This window comes from Paenibacillus marchantiae (assembly GCF_028771845.1).
GTDB lineage: Bacteria > Bacillota > Bacilli > Paenibacillales > Paenibacillaceae > Paenibacillus > Paenibacillus marchantiae.
Map to the genome: position 1 here is coordinate 6,281,611 of NZ_CP118270.1, position 15,719 is coordinate 6,297,329.

Annotated in this window: 17 protein-coding genes; 4 read left to right on the forward strand and 13 right to left on the reverse strand. The window is 43.8% G+C overall.

Annotated features, from left to right (window positions below):
* Positions 1-406: 406 nt before the first annotated feature.
* From PTQ21_RS28335 to PTQ21_RS28370, 9 genes are all read right to left on the reverse strand, one after another.
* A complete protein-coding gene (locus tag PTQ21_RS28335; protein ID WP_274567947.1) occupies positions 407-1,462 on the reverse strand; it encodes a cysteine peptidase family C39 domain-containing protein in 1,056 nt (351 codons plus the stop codon).
* Positions 1,463-2,531: 1,069 nt separating this feature from the next.
* Entirely contained in the window at positions 2,532-2,654 is a 123-nt protein-coding gene (locus PTQ21_RS31535) for a hypothetical protein (protein WP_420800347.1), read from the reverse strand.
* A gap of 199 nt (positions 2,655-2,853) precedes the next feature.
* Positions 2,854-3,552 carry an RNA polymerase sporulation sigma factor SigK gene (gene sigK, locus PTQ21_RS28340; protein WP_076288009.1) on the reverse strand — a complete coding sequence of 233 codons (699 nt, stop codon included), beginning with the start codon at positions 3,550-3,552 and terminating at the stop codon, positions 2,854-2,856.
* Positions 3,553-3,682: 130 nt separating this feature from the next.
* The gene (locus tag PTQ21_RS28345) at positions 3,683-3,862 is read right to left on the reverse strand and encodes a hypothetical protein (RefSeq protein ID WP_063565447.1); all 180 of its coding nucleotides are present in this window, start codon (positions 3,860-3,862) and stop codon (positions 3,683-3,685) included.
* Positions 3,863-3,911: 49 nt separating this feature from the next.
* Positions 3,912-4,121, reverse strand: coding sequence for a hypothetical protein (locus PTQ21_RS28350; RefSeq protein WP_063565446.1), 210 nt, complete (start codon positions 4,119-4,121; stop codon positions 3,912-3,914).
* Positions 4,122-4,269: 148 nt separating this feature from the next.
* Positions 4,270-5,436, reverse strand: a complete 1,167-nt coding sequence (locus PTQ21_RS28355; protein WP_274567951.1) for a DUF3298 and DUF4163 domain-containing protein — start codon at positions 5,434-5,436, stop codon at positions 4,270-4,272.
* A 59-nt stretch (positions 5,437-5,495) separates the two neighbouring features.
* On the reverse strand, positions 5,496-6,746 hold the full coding sequence (locus PTQ21_RS28360) for an MFS transporter (protein ID WP_274567952.1): 1,251 nt from the start codon (positions 6,744-6,746) through the stop codon (positions 5,496-5,498).
* 25 nt (positions 6,747-6,771) lie between these two features.
* Positions 6,772-7,695, reverse strand: coding sequence for an ADP-ribosylglycohydrolase family protein (locus PTQ21_RS28365; protein ID WP_072734566.1), 924 nt, complete (start codon positions 7,693-7,695; stop codon positions 6,772-6,774).
* 21 nt (positions 7,696-7,716) lie between these two features.
* On the reverse strand, positions 7,717-7,893 hold the full coding sequence (locus PTQ21_RS28370) for a hypothetical protein (protein ID WP_274567953.1): 177 nt from the start codon (positions 7,891-7,893) through the stop codon (positions 7,717-7,719).
* Positions 7,894-8,100: 207 nt separating this feature from the next.
* Here PTQ21_RS28370 and PTQ21_RS28375 point away from each other — a divergent pair, with 207 nt between their 5' ends.
* Both PTQ21_RS28375 and PTQ21_RS28380 read left to right on the forward strand, forming a co-directional pair.
* A complete protein-coding gene (locus tag PTQ21_RS28375; protein WP_072734568.1) occupies positions 8,101-8,769 on the forward strand; it encodes an HAD family hydrolase in 669 nt (222 codons plus the stop codon).
* 47 nt (positions 8,770-8,816) lie between these two features.
* Positions 8,817-9,989 (forward strand): mannitol-1-phosphate 5-dehydrogenase, encoded by a 1,173-nt coding sequence (locus PTQ21_RS28380; protein WP_072734569.1) that lies wholly within the window; start codon positions 8,817-8,819, stop codon positions 9,987-9,989.
* A 138-nt stretch (positions 9,990-10,127) separates the two neighbouring features.
* Here PTQ21_RS28380 and PTQ21_RS28385 read toward each other — a convergent pair whose 3' ends face one another.
* From PTQ21_RS28385 to PTQ21_RS28395, 3 genes are all read right to left on the reverse strand, one after another.
* Positions 10,128-11,015, reverse strand: a complete 888-nt coding sequence (locus PTQ21_RS28385; protein ID WP_072734570.1) for a hypothetical protein — start codon at positions 11,013-11,015, stop codon at positions 10,128-10,130.
* A 142-nt stretch (positions 11,016-11,157) separates the two neighbouring features.
* Entirely contained in the window at positions 11,158-11,811 is a 654-nt protein-coding gene (locus PTQ21_RS28390; protein WP_063565438.1) for a YkyA family protein, read from the reverse strand.
* Between the two features lie 41 nt (positions 11,812-11,852).
* On the reverse strand, positions 11,853-12,755 hold the full coding sequence (locus PTQ21_RS28395) for a polysaccharide deacetylase family protein (protein WP_274567954.1): 903 nt from the start codon (positions 12,753-12,755) through the stop codon (positions 11,853-11,855).
* Positions 12,756-12,984: 229 nt separating this feature from the next.
* Between PTQ21_RS28395 and PTQ21_RS28400 the strand changes: the two genes are divergently transcribed.
* Together PTQ21_RS28400 and PTQ21_RS28405 are read left to right on the forward strand one after the other, a co-directional pair.
* Positions 12,985-13,929, forward strand: coding sequence for a DMT family transporter (locus tag PTQ21_RS28400; protein WP_274567955.1), 945 nt, complete (start codon positions 12,985-12,987; stop codon positions 13,927-13,929).
* A gap of 108 nt (positions 13,930-14,037) precedes the next feature.
* Positions 14,038-14,874, forward strand: a complete 837-nt coding sequence (locus PTQ21_RS28405) for a sulfurtransferase (protein WP_274567956.1) — start codon at positions 14,038-14,040, stop codon at positions 14,872-14,874.
* A 61-nt stretch (positions 14,875-14,935) separates the two neighbouring features.
* Here the strand turns inward: PTQ21_RS28405 and PTQ21_RS28410 are convergent, their stop codons facing one another.
* Positions 14,936-15,523, reverse strand: coding sequence for an imm11 family protein (locus PTQ21_RS28410; protein ID WP_274567957.1), 588 nt, complete (start codon positions 15,521-15,523; stop codon positions 14,936-14,938).
* Positions 15,524-15,719 lie beyond the last annotated feature (196 nt).

Here is a 15,719-nt window from a genome sequence, read left to right on the forward strand (position 1 = left end):
ATCCAACGTTAATGGAATCATCACCAACGGAAAAGTAATAAAGTGCCTTACTAGTATTGTTCATTCCGCATGTGTTATAAAAACATCCGTACGCTGTAAACATATCCACCTGGGCAATGTATGCTTGATGATAAAATTAATATTTAACAATTCGATCAGCCACAGTCTTCAAATCCGTGTATCTTCCTGAAGATAGAACAACATTCACCGACAAATCCCCTCATGTTTCAAAGCAAAGCTGATAGAGTTTTCCTTCCTACATATTTTTCTTTTTGAACATATACATGACTGCTATGAGGATATCATACGAATCATTTACAGAGGAACTGCCCCACGGTTTGTCAATCCGCCATTTATAAAAAGACGCTTTTGATAATTTTATTAACTTGATTAAGGTGAAATATTTTTACAATAGAGAGTTCTTAGAGAAATCGTTAAGCAATTGTTCTAGAAGTACTTGCTCATTAAGATACAATTCATTAAAGAGAATCATCAATTTTTGAGAACATTTCTTATCTTGCGTTAATGCATATTTCATATATAAATTAAGTATATTTTGACTTTTATTCTCAATATTCTTAAAACCTTCTGAGAACACAGGGTTAAGATCATAAAGTTTGTTTTCCTCTATATATTTTATTCTTGATACCATGAGTTTTTTATAATCGTAAAGCGTATAAAGTGGTCTAACATCTAATTGAGTACTGTCCTCCAAATGTAAAGAATAATATTCTATTAATTTTGGTAAAATGTCTATTCCGTAAGTCCACTCTGAATATGATTTATGACTATAAAAGGATTGATAATTTAAGGATAGATTTTTTGATTCATAATATTCTTTGATTTGTTCCGCAACAAATTTCATATCAAATTGATATGATAATCCTTGATGATGTTTTGGATGTAATTTCAGCAAGTGCATATAGTTAACATGTTGAGTAACGTCACTATCTATATGAGTTTTCCCAAAATCATAAAATGACTTCTCTATATCTGAATATGAAACATAGGTAGATTTATATTTTCTATTTTCTAAAAAACCAGAAATATTAAAACGTCTCTCGTTATCATCAAATCCATATATAAATATTGCATGTGGAAATGTGAACCTTTGATAAGCTGGCGAGCCTGGAATGTAATATTCATTTACATGAAGCCATATGTAATTATCTTGTTGAACTTGTTCTTTTAAGAACTCAACTATATCTGGAATAAATTTCAATATTGTTGACCTCAATATTCTTTGAGTATCTGTAAAACACGGATGAAAATGATGTTCAGGGGATTGTGCATAATAATCTAAAAAGCAATCTTTCCCAGATTGCATTAAACACATATTTAAATAATTGCTATAAATCCATGGAAGGCAATTCTCATTAGCTGATATGATTGAAAAGTAATAGGCATGTTGCGGGTAATTCGAAACAATTGGATATTGTATAGGAAGCACTTTCTTATTCACAAATATCACTCCTTTTATGGGTATTTCCATTTATTTGATTAAGATTCACATTTCATAATAATAATAATCAATATATTCCATATTCTAACACCTGAGTTATATGAGATCCATATGATAATGTTAGCATTCATACGATTATCTTAGGCTTCAATGCTGATTATGATGGCTACTAGATACAGCGTAGATTCTTTCCTTTACATCTGTAAGAGCTTTTTTAGCATTTCATTTTCCGCTTCAAGGCATTTGAGCTTCACTTCTGGATCTTCGGGACGTTCGAGCTCTGTCCTTTCCTGATCCATAAATTTTGCCTCGTTTTTCTACAAAATTATATTCCAACCCTTTTTAAGGTGTAGATCGACTGTCTTATTCATAAGTTGTTCCCTATGTAAAAGACATTTCTAAAAAAAGACCTACCTAGCTTGAAGAAGGTCATCTCTGTACTTTACAGGGGAAGTTCCATTGGTATCTGTAGTGGTTATAGTTGTATATACTTTGATTCCTCGTTTCACCTCAATTAATGTCGTGTAGTTCTTTAGTGAAGATTCATTCTTGAAATGACCAAAGAACGATTCCTGAGGAGAATAATCCCATAAACCACTCTTTATTTGTAATTCATTAAATCAATAACATAAATTTAACTTTATTATTAAAATGCGGATTATTGTAGCCGGAACCTTGATCAGAATGAAGACATTCTTAGTCTTCTTCAATCCTCGATTCTTCTGTAAGTGAAGCAAGGTATTTTTCACGAGATCCATGGTGATTCGTTCCGACACATGTTTAAGCCAGAAATTCATTAATGGAGCTTCCTTGATCGTAGACAGAATAGCTCGATTCCCTTTGCCAGAGAGTAAGTAGGTAATAGTGCTTAGCAGCACTTTGCTGGGGCACGCCCTGTTTGAAGTGACGTTGTAAAAGTTAGGCAGGGTCCGATGTTCGTGGGTCTTCTTCATCATTGGCTTGTACTATGGGCCGGCTTGCCTCTTGCAATGTGTACTGTGCGCATTGTTCTCTGTAACTGGCTCTCCACTGTGTTTTAGCTGCTTTGATGCAAGTCATTCCCTATAATCTAAAAGTCGAATCCACAAGTCTCAAAAATATCTCTGGGTAACTTTCCTTGCTGATTCGATGCAATAAAGAGTTGTTTGAACTCGTCTTTATATGTGATTCCTTTCGTAGATACGGAGTTCACATATGGGTTGGCGGTAAGTTTGTCTCACTTCTCGATCTGAATTTTTAGTCATTGAAATATCTCAGTTCCATTCTCTTTTTCTTGGTATACAACAAAAACACCCCATAGAGAGACTTTTTAAAATATCCTTCTTTTAGATATTTTTCGCGCAGTAAAGAGGCCACCTTTTGTAAAAGGCGCCCTCTGATCTGGTCAACGATTATTTGTGTTTATAAAACTCATGATACAGCTTCATCAGCGCCCTCTTCTCAATCCGTGATACATAGGAACGTGAGATGCCAAGTTCCTTGGCAATCTCGCGTTGGGTGCGTTCTTCCCCGCCTGCCTCCAGGCCGAATCGGCCAATAACAACTTCCTTCTCCCGATCATCCAAGATGTCGAGATTGCGATAAATCTTGCTTTTTTCAATCTTGAGTTGCACCTTATCTACAACGTCGTCGGCTTCTGTTCCGAGGATATCTATAAGGGTGATCTCATTGCCCTCTTTGTCCGTTCCGATTGGATCATGTAGAGATACGTCTTTGCGTGTTTTCTTCAGAGAGCGAAGATGCATAAGTATTTCGTTTTCGATACAACGGGCAGCAAACGTAGCGAGTTTGGTCCCTTTGCCTTGTTGAAAACTTTCGATCGCCTTAATCAAACCAATCGTTCCAATTGAAATCAGGTCTTCCTGGTCTTCGCCAGTATTGTCAAATTTCTTGACGATATGCGCGACGAGGCGCAGATTGTGTTCGATAAGCAAATTACGTGAATGTGCGTTGCCTTCAGCCATAAGGCGTAAATGTTTGGCTTCATCATCCTCAGCCAGTGGCTGGGGAAATGCATTATTTTTGACATACGAGACGAGCAACGTTAACTCTTTGATGAACAGGGCAATTGCGGTAAACAATCCGGGCACAGATGACACCTCCTGCAGTTTTACAACGATCTGGCCTGAGCACATGTGGGAACAGGGTCGATTTATTGTATGTAGGCGTGTGCCCAGAAGTGCACGTACACTTGAAAAAGGAAATGTTTCCGCGAAGATTTCATACACTCACTGAAACGATGGAGCCCACCTTTTGAAGGATGAGGAATTCTTTCTCGACACTATCGATAAAATACTTCTTCTCACCAAATATCACGACATCATTCTCGGCTAATTGAACATCGCTTTTGAAATAAATAAAATTGTCCGTTTCTCTGAACGCACCTTTGTAGTAGTACAAGTTGTCACCTTCTCCTTGGAAAAATGAATGATCTCACCTACTGTAACTACTATTCTTTTCGTTTAAAACACATCTTGTAAAGCATAAGCCCCATACCAGATGAAAAAATAAGATATCCAAAGAACAAGAAAAGTAAATAAATACCATGAAGATCTTCAGGAATCTGATTTACACCTTCAAACCATGCAGAACGAATAGGATACAATAGCGCTACCCAAATGATCAGCAAGATCAGAATATAATTAATTATTTTTCTCACAGTAACGATCCTTTCAGGTTCGAGTGGAAACTGGAAATAATAAATAGCAGCTCTTACAACGAAAGTAAAAAAGCCGCTAGATTAGCGACTTTCTATGGTACAATGTTTCCGCCCCGACACTTGGAGAGTACAAAATCAGCATCTTTTTCTAGTAATGTGAGATGGTTATGCCATGAATGATTCCCTCGGTTGAATTGGAGGCGAAATGGACCCGGGTATCCCCAAGACGATAGGAGAGTAAATATTCTTCTTGAATATCAGGGTTCACACCCTTTTGACCTTTTCCCAATATCTTCTCAATGTCACTGAAGGTTTTCATAGGGAGAGTTTTCCAACTCATATAAATATGGTCAAGACGGTCTGTGTCTCCCTCCCCAAAATTAAAGGAAGCATACTCTATCCCTTCAAATATCCAGAAAAGCCCTCCCATTTCCGGTTCATAATAGGGTTCACGATCTGAACTTTTCAGCGCTTTTGATACTTCTGCTTTCGTTTGTCCAAAACTTATATTTTCAAACCCCGGTATTCTCCCACTCTTCAACTCTTGAATGGAGTTTTTATTTAAATCAAAAAATGGTCTGCTCAGTTCAGACTGAATTTTGGAGAAAGGAACTTTTACCTCTATAAATCCGGCCGCATAAGGCCCAACTTCGTATGGATTAAATACCAAGACAATTCCTGTGTTTTGGTAGTAAAAGCTAGATGTATTCGACAAGGGAAAGTTATAAAAACTTTCCGGGAAAACATTCTCATTACTCTTTAGGTCTGATTCAATACCCTCAGCTAGATTAACAGCTTGTTTATTGGTTTGAACCACCTGGTTCAAGTAGAGGCGTTTTCCTGTTGTTAGATCATAATTATAAGTCGTTACTTCTTCATACCCGTGCGCGCCGCCTCTGAAATTATAATCTGTATATACAATAGATAGTAGGTTGTTTTGATTGTATTTAGTCTGTGCAGTGGTATTCCAGTAAAAGTAATCTTGCTGTTTTTTTAGATATGTATTCTGTATAGCGGCATTTACGGCATGGATTTTGAGTGTTTTATTTATTTTATCAATTACCTTTTGTTCGCCGCCAATAATTTGAACATACTTTTGCCCTTTATACGAGTAAATTTTTGTCGTTACTGTGCTCGACCCGGCTGCATTCGCATCACTTATTGGGATTATAAATAGAAACACCAATAAGAAGCTTATTAACATAGCAAATGTTTTGTTCAAATTGAAATCCTTCCTTCTAATTATTATGATATACCAATAATACTGTAACTTGGCTGGTTTGTCTTTTTCTAGTTGAAACTGTAATCCTTCCATAGAACAGCCTCCATCCCACACGTTAATGCGGAGTGAAGGCTGCATCTACCTGTCTATATTTAATTCACTGGTGCCGGCTCTACGGCATCGGCGATTTCCGGTACCCTCGTTTTGCGTTCCATTGTCACGCTAACGAATAATCCCACAAGTCCAAGTGCTGCAATAACTGCTGCATATAACGGTACCGAGATGAGCCCCGTATGCGTAATTGCAAACCCGCCCAAATAGGCACCACCTGCGTTGCCCAGATTAAAGGCTGAGTGACTCGACGTTGTCGCCAGCAGCGGTGCTTCGCGAGTCATATTCATAATTCGAATTTGCAACCCTGGCATAATACCAAAAGCCGCAACGCCCCAGCAGAAGATGGTGATTACCGCGAGATACGGATTATCCAGCGTCAACGTTAAGGCCGCCAACAGAACTGCCAATATACCGAAGTTAACCATCAAGGAAGGCATCAGCTTCCAGTCTGCCAGACGACCACCAAGTATATTACCCAAAGTAACGCCGACACCGAACAGTACCAGAATCCAGGTCACGCTCTGCTCAGCAAAACCACTAATATCGACAAGCATTGGTGTTATATAGGTGAACACAGCGAACAGACTTCCACAGCCCAGCGCACCAATCAGCAATATTAATAACACTTGGGGGCGAACCAGATTCCGGAATTGCTGGCCAAGGTTTGCTGGCGGTCCCTGCTGAATCACCGGAATGAAACGAATGATACCAATCAATGAGATGATGCCCAGAATGGTAATAGCTCCAAACGATGACCGCCATCCTAGCTGCTGCCCAATGAAGGTACCAAACGGCACACCGATAATGTTGGCAATCGTTAATCCAGCCAGGACTACGGATACTGCCCCTGCCCTTCTCTCCGGTGCAACCAATCGTGTTGCCATCAGCGAGCCTACACCCAGAAACGTACCGTGGGCAAATGCCGTTAGAATACGTGCCGAGATGAGCAACACGTAAGTTGGTGCAATAACAGACAATGCATTACCGATGATAAAAATACACATCAGCAGTACGAGCAGTTTTTTCTGGGGAATCTTGTGCGTGAACACGGTTAGTATAGGCGCACCCACCGCCACACCAAGCGCGTAGCCCGTAATTAACTGCCCTGCTTGGGGGATACTCACATTCAAATCCGTCGCTACATTGGGCAGAAGGCCCATAATAATAAACTCTGTCATGCCAATGGCAAAAGCCCCTACCGTCAGACATAAAAGGGATAAAGGAAACGCCCCTCGTTTAGCAGATTTCGTAACTTGCGATTCCGTTTGAGATGAATCTGTCTTACGCATATGATGTTCTCTTCTCCTGTCTCTTCTATCTAGCTTCCGCCTTTGACCACAATGCCTCTGACAATTCGCCCAGCGTATCCTGCATGGCCAGCTTCTCTCGCCAGTGTGCCGGAATGCCGCTTAATCCATAATACGCTCCGGCGATTTGCCCATATACCGCTCCCGTGGTGTCCGCATCATCACCCAGATTCACTGCGAGCAGCGCACCCTCTTCGAAGGTCGATGATCGATGGAATGCCCATAACGCTGCTTCAAGTGAACGAACAACATAGCCGCTTCCCTGAATATCAGGCGGTGCTTTATCCCGGTATGATCCTTGGACAATTTCTTCAATCGCTGGTGAAAAAGATTTCTCTTCCCTCCACTGACGGCAGGTATCAGGCCGTAACATGACATCCTTGTCCGCTCCGCGCAGTCCTGCAACCAATATTGCCGCCAGTACTTCACATGCTTCCACACTTTCAAGGGCGGCATGTGTCGTTCTGGAACTCAACCCAGCATACCTCACTGCTTGATCCGGCTGGTTGGCATATGCCATGGCTACAGGTGCGAGCCGCATGATTGAACCATTCCCCGCAGTCATCGGGTTGGTTGAACCACTATACGCTTCACCGGTTGCTGCAAACCGTTCAAGGGCACCCCGAGTAGCCCCGCCAATATCAAAGCAGGTTCCCGTACTGCTCATATAACCCACCTGATACCAATTCGTATATCTGCGCATCTGGTCCCCGGGATCAAAGTTCTCTTTTCTCACCAAGCTTTCTGCCAGACACAGGGCCATCGACGTATCATCCGTCCACTGTCCAGGCGCCAGATCGAATACCCCGCCGCCCACAATATCGGTAACAGGCTCAAATGTGCCGGGACTGCTGAATTCCACTGTGGTTCCCAGTGCATCTCCCGCGGCAAGCCCAATGAAACAACCTTGGAAACGATCCTTATGCAGCATCGTTGATCCCTCCTCCGCGATTTAACTCTCAAATAACTTCTTCCATTCTCCCACATGGCTTGATATGGCGTAAAGAATTTTAATAGGTTCACACTGAAAATACAGGTTTTTCAGTACACCGCTTACACGCAAAGGGTATAACGCTTTTCCACTTTTATCATTTTCTGAAAACATCTCATCCATGTGCAAATTTTCCATGTAAACAATCATAACGCGCTTGACCCTTCCGTTTGTCCTATGTTACGGTTTTATTAGCTTATACACCTTTTTTTCCCAAATTAATATTTATAACTTTGCTTTCACGTCAACTAATGTACCGCAAGTTAAAAGATTACGGTGTGTATTTGCAGAGAAATTCATTTAGCTTTATCCCAAAACTAATTCTGAAACAGGAGGAACAAATTTATGATTAAGGCACTGATTTTTGATTTCGATGGAACGATTATTGATACGGAGACAGCATGGTATGTTGCTTTTCGTGATGCCTACAAGGAACACGGCGTAAACTTAACCCTGGAGATGTACTCGCAATGCATCGGTACCAGTCTGAAAACATTTAATCCTTATGAGTACCTCATCACAGATTTGAATCTTCCGATCGATCGGGAAGCGTTCAGGGAATCTGTTCAGCTGCATCATGCAGCATTAATGAACAAAGAACAGGTAAGACCCGGTATCCAGAACTACCTTGATGCTGCACGCAAAGCTGGATTGAAACTTGCTGTCGCTTCAAGCTCCAAACGAGAGTGGGTTGAACAGCATCTGGAGCAGCTCAAGCTGAAGGATTACTTTGAAGTCATTCGCACCGCAGATGATGTTGCCCATGTGAAGCCTGATCCTGCATTGTACAATCAAGCACTTGAAGCCCTTGGAGTAACTGCAGACGAAGCCGTAGCGATTGAGGATTCACCTAACGGCGCGCGTGCAGCTGCTGCGGCTGGTATTCACTGCGTTGTCATCTCGAATACCATTACCGGGACACTTGATTTCGATATGCCTCACCAACGGCTGTCATGCCTGACCGACCTCGAATTTAACGATTTGATTTCGAAACCACTCGTCACTACGGTCTAAAGACTGAACGAATTTCGCATTTCAAACTTTAAAGGGGGAGTTCACACATGAAAGCTGTACATTTTGGTGCGGGCAATATTGGCCGCGGATTTATCGGTCATATGTTGTCCGCTTCCGATTATGAAGTCTGCTTTGTCGCACGTAACCCGAAGAAAATCGCCATGCTTCAAAAGAGGCAGGAATATCCCATTACCCTCGCAAATGCGGATCAGGATACAACGATTGTGAATAACGTAACCGCCATTAGTGTCGGCGAACAGGATCGCGTTGCTGAAGTGATTGCTTCAGCAGATCTGATCACAACAGCCGTCGGTGTATCGGCGCTGGAAGATATCGCTGAACCGATCGCCAAAGGCATCTATCTGCGTATGAAAAATAATAATTCTGCACCACTTCACATTATCGCTTGCGAAAATGCCATCGGAGGCAGCACTCGGCTGAAAAAACGGGTATATCCGTTTCTGGATGTAGAAACCCGTGAAAAAGCAGAACGTTATGTCTCATTCCCCAATGCAGCGGTTGACCGCATCGTCCCCGCTCAGGATCATAAAGACCCGCTGCAAGTTACCGTTGAGCCTTTCTATGAATGGGTGGTTCATCGCCCTGCACTGCTGGAAGGATTTAAGGAAATTGAAGGTGTGCACTACGTGGACTCTCTTGAACCTTATATTGAGCGCAAAATGTTTACGGTAAATACCGGTCACTGCGTTGCCGCATACTTCGGATATCTTGAAGGATTTAAGACGATCCGGCAAGCTATGAGTCATGCACCTCTTCGTGCCAAGGTACGCAAAGTGATGGAAGAAACCGGAGCCATGCTCATCGCCAAGCACGGTTTTAATCCACAGAAACACAGCAAATATATCGATACGATTCTCGAACGTTTTGCCAATCCGAACCTGACGGATCAGGTAACACGGGTCGGACGTTCGCCCCTTCGCAAGTTATCGCCTTACGACCGGCTTGTTCGCCCAGCGATGCAGGCCAGCGAATTCGGAATTGAAATTCCTCATTTAACTTCCGCTATGGCAGCCGCGATGCTGTTCAATCATGAACATGACGAGGAAGCCATAAAGCTCCAACACCTGATTCGCGAAGATGGCGTCTCTGCCTTCATTCGTGAGCGCATGGGAATTCCCGACGAACATCCCGTTCATCAGCATGCCGTTGCCCGTTATGAAGAGCTCAAAGGGCGACAGGAATCAACCATCTTAACCTGATTAACAATAGGTCAATGGGTTTGATCCCGCAAACTGAATAGACATACGAACAAAAAGCCGGGAGGAACCTATGCTTATCGCATCGTTCCTTCCGGCTTTTTCAAATTCACGACATACCTATTTAATATCGAAGCACGCTTACTCGTTCATGATGGAATTGATGGAGGCATAAACCATAGGCAGGAAGCCCTCTGAAGGTTCGCCAACCGGTGCATGGATATGGAAAGCGAAGCCATTGCCATCCAGCTCTTTTACGATGAAATACTCTGTTTTCTTATTGTTTTGAGACATCATGAACAATTTTGCCTCTTTCATCGGGCCGTTGCTAAGCTTTTCCTCACTTAATTGCTTGACCGCTCCGGTTTCTGACAGCTCTTTCTTCGCATCCACTTTCAGTTCCTTCAGGTTATAATCCGAAGGCAGCTTGTCAATCTCTACCTCGTAATCCGGATCAATCTTCATGGTCAATTCATGATCATCCGCATCGTAAACCATTGGTTCAAACACATATAATGAATACCCTTTGCCTTGAGCCAGTGTAACCGGGCGCTTTTCGGTCATGCCTTCCACGGTCACTTCCAGCTCGGATGTTTTGGCACGATTAGATGTAACATTACCACCTGCATTCGTACCGTTACCATCATTGGACTCGACCTTGGCGATTTCCGTAAGCACCAGCTGTTTAATCGTTGTATCGCCTTGAATGGCTTTCTCTACATATTTGAATTGAACGGAATCTTCATCGTCAATGTCATCCAAAGATTTCTGCAGATCTTCACCCACCTGGAAAGACATCGGTTCCTCTTTCACACGAATTTCAACCGTGTGCGGATCTGCCCATCCAGTCAAAATGCCTTCCGCTTCAATCACAGCACTTTCCTCAGGCTGCTTCCCTGGTGCCGGTGTCTGTTCTTCTGTATTATTCGCGGGTGGCTGAGCAGTAGGGCTACTATTGCCGCAGGCCACAAGCGAGAATCCCATAACCAAAACAAGTAATGATGCACTAATATTCATAGTATTTCGCATATGAACACCTCCGTTAGCTTATACGCAATGATGTTTGTCCATGTTGCCTGACTTGTTAACTTGACAGCTTAGTATTACTTACACGGCTGACCCGTCGCTCAATCATCGAAAGTGTTCAATGCTCCTTTGACACCATGAATAGTCAGCCAGCTTGCTCCATTTGCACAAGTTTCGCGTTGGCTCCGTTAAAAGCTTTTGTCTGCTTGTTAAACTGCTGTCTTAACTCGGCAACTTTGGCATATTGGCTGTTCCGTTCCCGAATCGCACGTTTGATTTTGACCAGATTGGGCTCCACACTGCCTCTCATCAATCCATATAACTGCTCGTCCGCATCAAGGCTCTGCCTGTAGGAGGCAACAAACGCTTCAAATGACGCAGCTCTTTGCTCATACTGATCCAATACCGTGTGGGCTTGAGCCAGGTTCTCTTCCTTTTCAAAGGATAATTGATCCAACGAAGTTCGCAGCTCTTCCATCTGTTCTTTAGTCCGGCTCATCACCGCTTCAGCTTGTTCCAGCAGTGTTCTTCGCTCGGCAATATGTCCGTCTGCCTGATCGAGCAAGGCCTCCAGATTACTGTTTTTGTTCTTTCCTTTACTCAGTATCGATCCGTATAATTCCATGTCTTCCCGTTCATGATGAACAAGTTCCTTCAGGCTCTGGTTCATCTCCTGATCGGTAAGAATTAGTTGATTAACTTGATTTGCCGCAGGTTCCTGCGGCTTTCCGCAAGCACTGACAAGCAGAGCCAGCAATATGCTGACCCCGGCCAGAGCTATCTTTTTTCTTCTAAGCACCTCGGGGTGCCTCCTCTCTTGCAACTGCTATGTTGTTATTCTTACAAGCGGGTGTCTGCGCTAAAATTGGATACCCAATGAGCATTCGGATCGTAGACCTCAAACTCATAACCCCGATCTTCAAGCAGCTTCAAAATGCGTGGCAGTGCCTGTACCGTTTGCTCGCGCTCATGCATCAGAATCACTTCCTTATCCCGATGCACACTGCTGCTAACCCGCTCCACGATTTTGTCCGGCTGACCTGGAAGATTCCAGTCGAGGGAGTCGGTGGTCCAATCCCACAGTTTGAATCCGGCCGCAGCAATGTCGCCCCTGAAGTCATCTCCGATCTGTGGGCTACTGCCATACGGAGCACGAATCAGATGCGGCGTAAAACCGATCAGATCCTTGACCATCTTCTGCTCCTTCTTGAACTCCTTCACAAAGTTAGAGGAGCTTCCGCTCTTATACAATTTGTTATAGTTATGTGTCATGCTGTGAAGCCCAGGATAACTGCCCTCTTTGACAAGCCGCTCCACTGCTTCCTTGTGTTGATTCAACTGACGTCCAATCATGAAAAAGGTTGCCTTTGCCTCATGCTGTTTCAAAATATCCAGCAGTTGATCGGTATATACACTTGGTCCATCATCAAACGTTATGTATGCCAGCTTGCGCACCTGACCCTGGAACCGCGCAGGTTCCTCTTTGGACTCCGGTGTCATTTCAATCATGCCAAGCTTGGTTGGCTGTTCAATCGCAGCTACTGGCGGAGGTGCTACATAATCCTTGATCCAGTGCGTCATGCCAATGAATGCATATGTTAAACCGATAATGAGCAGTGCCAGAAGCGCCAGCGCAGCACTCAGTCTCCCATACCGGATTTTTCTTCTTCCATGCGTCTTGGTTCGGCTTGTTCTATGCGGAATGCCGCCACTCTCTCCCGCTCTCTGTTGTTGAACTCTCACTTCCAGGCCACTTCCTTACTTTCATTTTTTCCCGATTATTGGTACATTATATCGTTTCATGTCTCTATATAGAAGATTAATAGAAAAATGGTCCTGGAGAATGACAGAATAGTTACAAGCCCGGTTACAATCTACTTATCTATTTCTTCTCTTATACTTTTCCTGCAGATGCATTCTCCTGTATAATAAATTGATTTACGCCATTTGACTTCAAGAAGGAGCTACATCCATGACTAGCTTGAACCGTGCCGGCAGGTCGATCTATCTGCTATTCTTTGTCGGCATTATTGCCATTTCGTTTTCTTCCATCTTTGTACGTTGGTCCACAGCGGACGTCGCCGTCATTGCGATGTACCGATTGTTCCTCACCAATCTGCTAATGCTGCCTTTTGTGTGGAAATATCGGCATGAGATGATGCGTTTAAACTTCAGACAGTGGGCTTTACTTCTCGCATCCGGCGTGATGCTGGCGCTGCACTTCCTGCTCTGGATGGGATCGCTTAGGCTCACGAGTGTAGCTAGTTCAACGGTCATTCTCGCTTTGGAGCCTATATTAATTCTTGCGGGTTCCGTCTGGCTGTTCAAAGCCAAAATCAACCGTATGATGATCATCGGTATGGGCGTTGCCCTGCTTGGATCGATCGCTATTGGAGCGGGAGATTTCCAGTTGGCAGGCACAGCGCTGCGAGGGGATATTCTTTCTTTACTCGGAACAATCGCTGTGGCGGTACACATGCTGCTAGGACAGTTTTTACGTGCCGGACTGAGTGCATTCTCCTATAACTTCTGGGTATTTTTCGTAGCTGCCTGTACGCTTGCGGTATATAATCTGGTTAATGGTCACCCATTTGGTGGTTATGCGGCTTCCGAGTGGGGAATTTTCCTATTGCTCGCAATCGTGCCAACAATCTTTGGACATTATCTCTTCAACTGGCTGCTTCAGTATATGAATGCTACAACGGTATCGATGGGGGTACTGGGGGAACCTGTATTTTCCTCTCTACTGGCCTGGATGCTACTCGGTGAATCCCTCAATGGGCTTCAGTTGTCTGCCGGGGTTGTCATTATTTTCGGGGTATGGATCTTCATTCGATATGGCAAAACCAAACCACAGCCCATCCCCTCAGATGCTCCTGTAGCTGGAAAAGGGCCAATCGAACCTACAGTGGTGTAACTTGTGTTTGTATTCGAATATTTGTAAAAAAACAACCGGAACCTGTGAACCTGCATTACGCAGATTCCGGTTGAATCCATCCCACTACATATAAGGCGGTGTGTTTTCATGAAAAATATTGTATCCATGCGCTGGCTGCTCGCCAGAATGTATGAACCCGATGTCGTCATTGCCGATTGCCGATTCCTACTCGGTCAACCGGATGCCGGACGACAAGCTTACGAGGCTGGACATATTCCAGGTGCTGTCTATCTCGATCTGGAAAAAGATTTGTCCGCTCCCGTATCTGCGCACGGAGGACGTCATCCGCTTCCAGATCCGGCTGCACTGGCAAGTCGCCTCTCCAAAGCCGGCATCGGCTCGAATGCACGCATTATTGCCTACGATGACCAAGGCGGCATGAACGCATCGCGATTGTGGTGGTTGCTTCGTTATCTGGGACATGAACAGGTGTATGTCATGGACGAAGGGTTCTCTGCCTGGCAGAATGCCAAGTTTCCAGTGACTACGGATGTGCCGATTCAGATTCCGGCTTCGTTTGAGGTGAACATCCAGCCGCTGATGCTGGCTAGTGTGCAGGATGTGCAGCAAGCCTCGGTAACTGGCAGCGCTGTGTTGATCGACTCCCGCGATGCCCGCCGTTATGCGGGGCTGGAGGAACCGATCGATGCCAAGGCCGGACATATTCCGGGTGCGGTGAATTATTTTTGGAAAGATGTGCTTGGTGCAGATGGTCGCTGGTCTGGTGTTGAGGCATTGGAGGAGCGGTTCGCGAAGCTCGATAAGGATGGGGAAATTATCGTGTACTGCGGCTCCGGCGTCTCGGCTTGCCCGAATGTGATTGCGCTGGAGGAAGCGGGATATACGAATGTGAAGTTGTATTCCGGAAGCTGGAGCGACTGGATTAGTTATGAGGAGAATCCGGTGGCGACTGGGGAAGAATAAGGACTAAGAGCCCACGTCAAACGTGGGCTCTTTTTGTGCTTCATTATATCCATGTAGAATTTTAGATGCTTACATTTCCGACTTCTGTAACGTTCAGATTCAGTTTATGTTTTCGGCATACTTCGTAAAAATCTTTTGAAATAATGGGTTTGAAGATATTTATATAATCCAGCATAAAAAATTCATGCTCGCCAATTCGCTCTTCATGAAGGCAGATTCGAGCTACAACTTTGACGATCTTACGTGGAGGCTGTTGTACAGTTGCAGCAATGACCGTTTTGCGCCCATATTCCGAACGTTCATAATCGAAAACATCCAAACGATCAAGCTGATGTGCAAGCCAATATTTTTTTTCAACCGAACGACCGTCGTGGTAACACACACTTGTCGGAATAAACTGTGTGTTTGTTTTAGTTTCCTCCAACAGCGTTTTAAAACGATCTGATACGTGTCTCGTTCCTGTGATCGTCTCAAAATAATCTACATTCAGGTTGCGCACCGTAGACAGTAACTCAACATCTGCCGTTGTCCCCTCTGGCAGCGGATTCTCTATGGCCAAATAATTCATATCTAATTCGGGAGTGAAGGTCGTTCCGCCACTAATAAAACCTCTACGTGGATATTGAGATTCCAGAAAATAATAGTTCATAGAATGATATCTCCTTTCCGAATGAAGTGCTTTTCAATCAACTACAAAGAGGTTAAATGGCAGGGTTTACGAACATGGAGTTGTATTCCGAGAGCTGGAGCGAACGGATTAGTTATGAGGGGGATCCTGTGGCGACGGAGGAGGAATAGCAGAATTAAGCAAATATATAGTATGTAATATAGAGTACATCTGTCAT

What these genes read in the sequence shown, in the direction of transcription:
- PTQ21_RS28380 (WP_072734569.1), top strand. Translation starts at nt 8,817, where the DNA reads ATGAAAGCTGTACATTTTGGTGCGGGCAATATTGGCCGCGGATTTATC.
- PTQ21_RS28405 (WP_274567956.1), top strand. Translation starts at nt 14,038, where the DNA reads ATGAAAAATATTGTATCCATGCGCTGGCTGCTCGCCAGAATGTATGAA.
- PTQ21_RS28360 (WP_274567952.1), bottom strand. Translation starts at nt 6,746, where the DNA reads ATGCGTAAGACAGATTCATCTCAAACGGAATCGCAAGTTACGAAATCT.
- PTQ21_RS28400 (WP_274567955.1), top strand. Translation starts at nt 12,985, where the DNA reads ATGACTAGCTTGAACCGTGCCGGCAGGTCGATCTATCTGCTATTCTTT.
- PTQ21_RS28365 (WP_072734566.1), bottom strand. Translation starts at nt 7,695, where the DNA reads ATGCTGCATAAGGATCGTTTCCAAGGTTGTTTCATTGGGCTTGCCGCG.
- PTQ21_RS28410 (WP_274567957.1), bottom strand. Translation starts at nt 15,523, where the DNA reads ATGAACTATTATTTTCTGGAATCTCAATATCCACGTAGAGGTTTTATT.
- PTQ21_RS28355 (WP_274567951.1), bottom strand. Translation starts at nt 5,436, where the DNA reads ATGGAAGGATTACAGTTTCAACTAGAAAAAGACAAACCAGCCAAGTTA.
- PTQ21_RS28385 (WP_072734570.1), bottom strand. Translation starts at nt 11,015, where the DNA reads ATGCGAAATACTATGAATATTAGTGCATCATTACTTGTTTTGGTTATG.
- PTQ21_RS28375 (WP_072734568.1), top strand. Translation starts at nt 8,101, where the DNA reads ATGATTAAGGCACTGATTTTTGATTTCGATGGAACGATTATTGATACG.
- PTQ21_RS28370 (WP_274567953.1), bottom strand. Translation starts at nt 7,893, where the DNA reads ATGGAAAATTTGCACATGGATGAGATGTTTTCAGAAAATGATAAAAGT.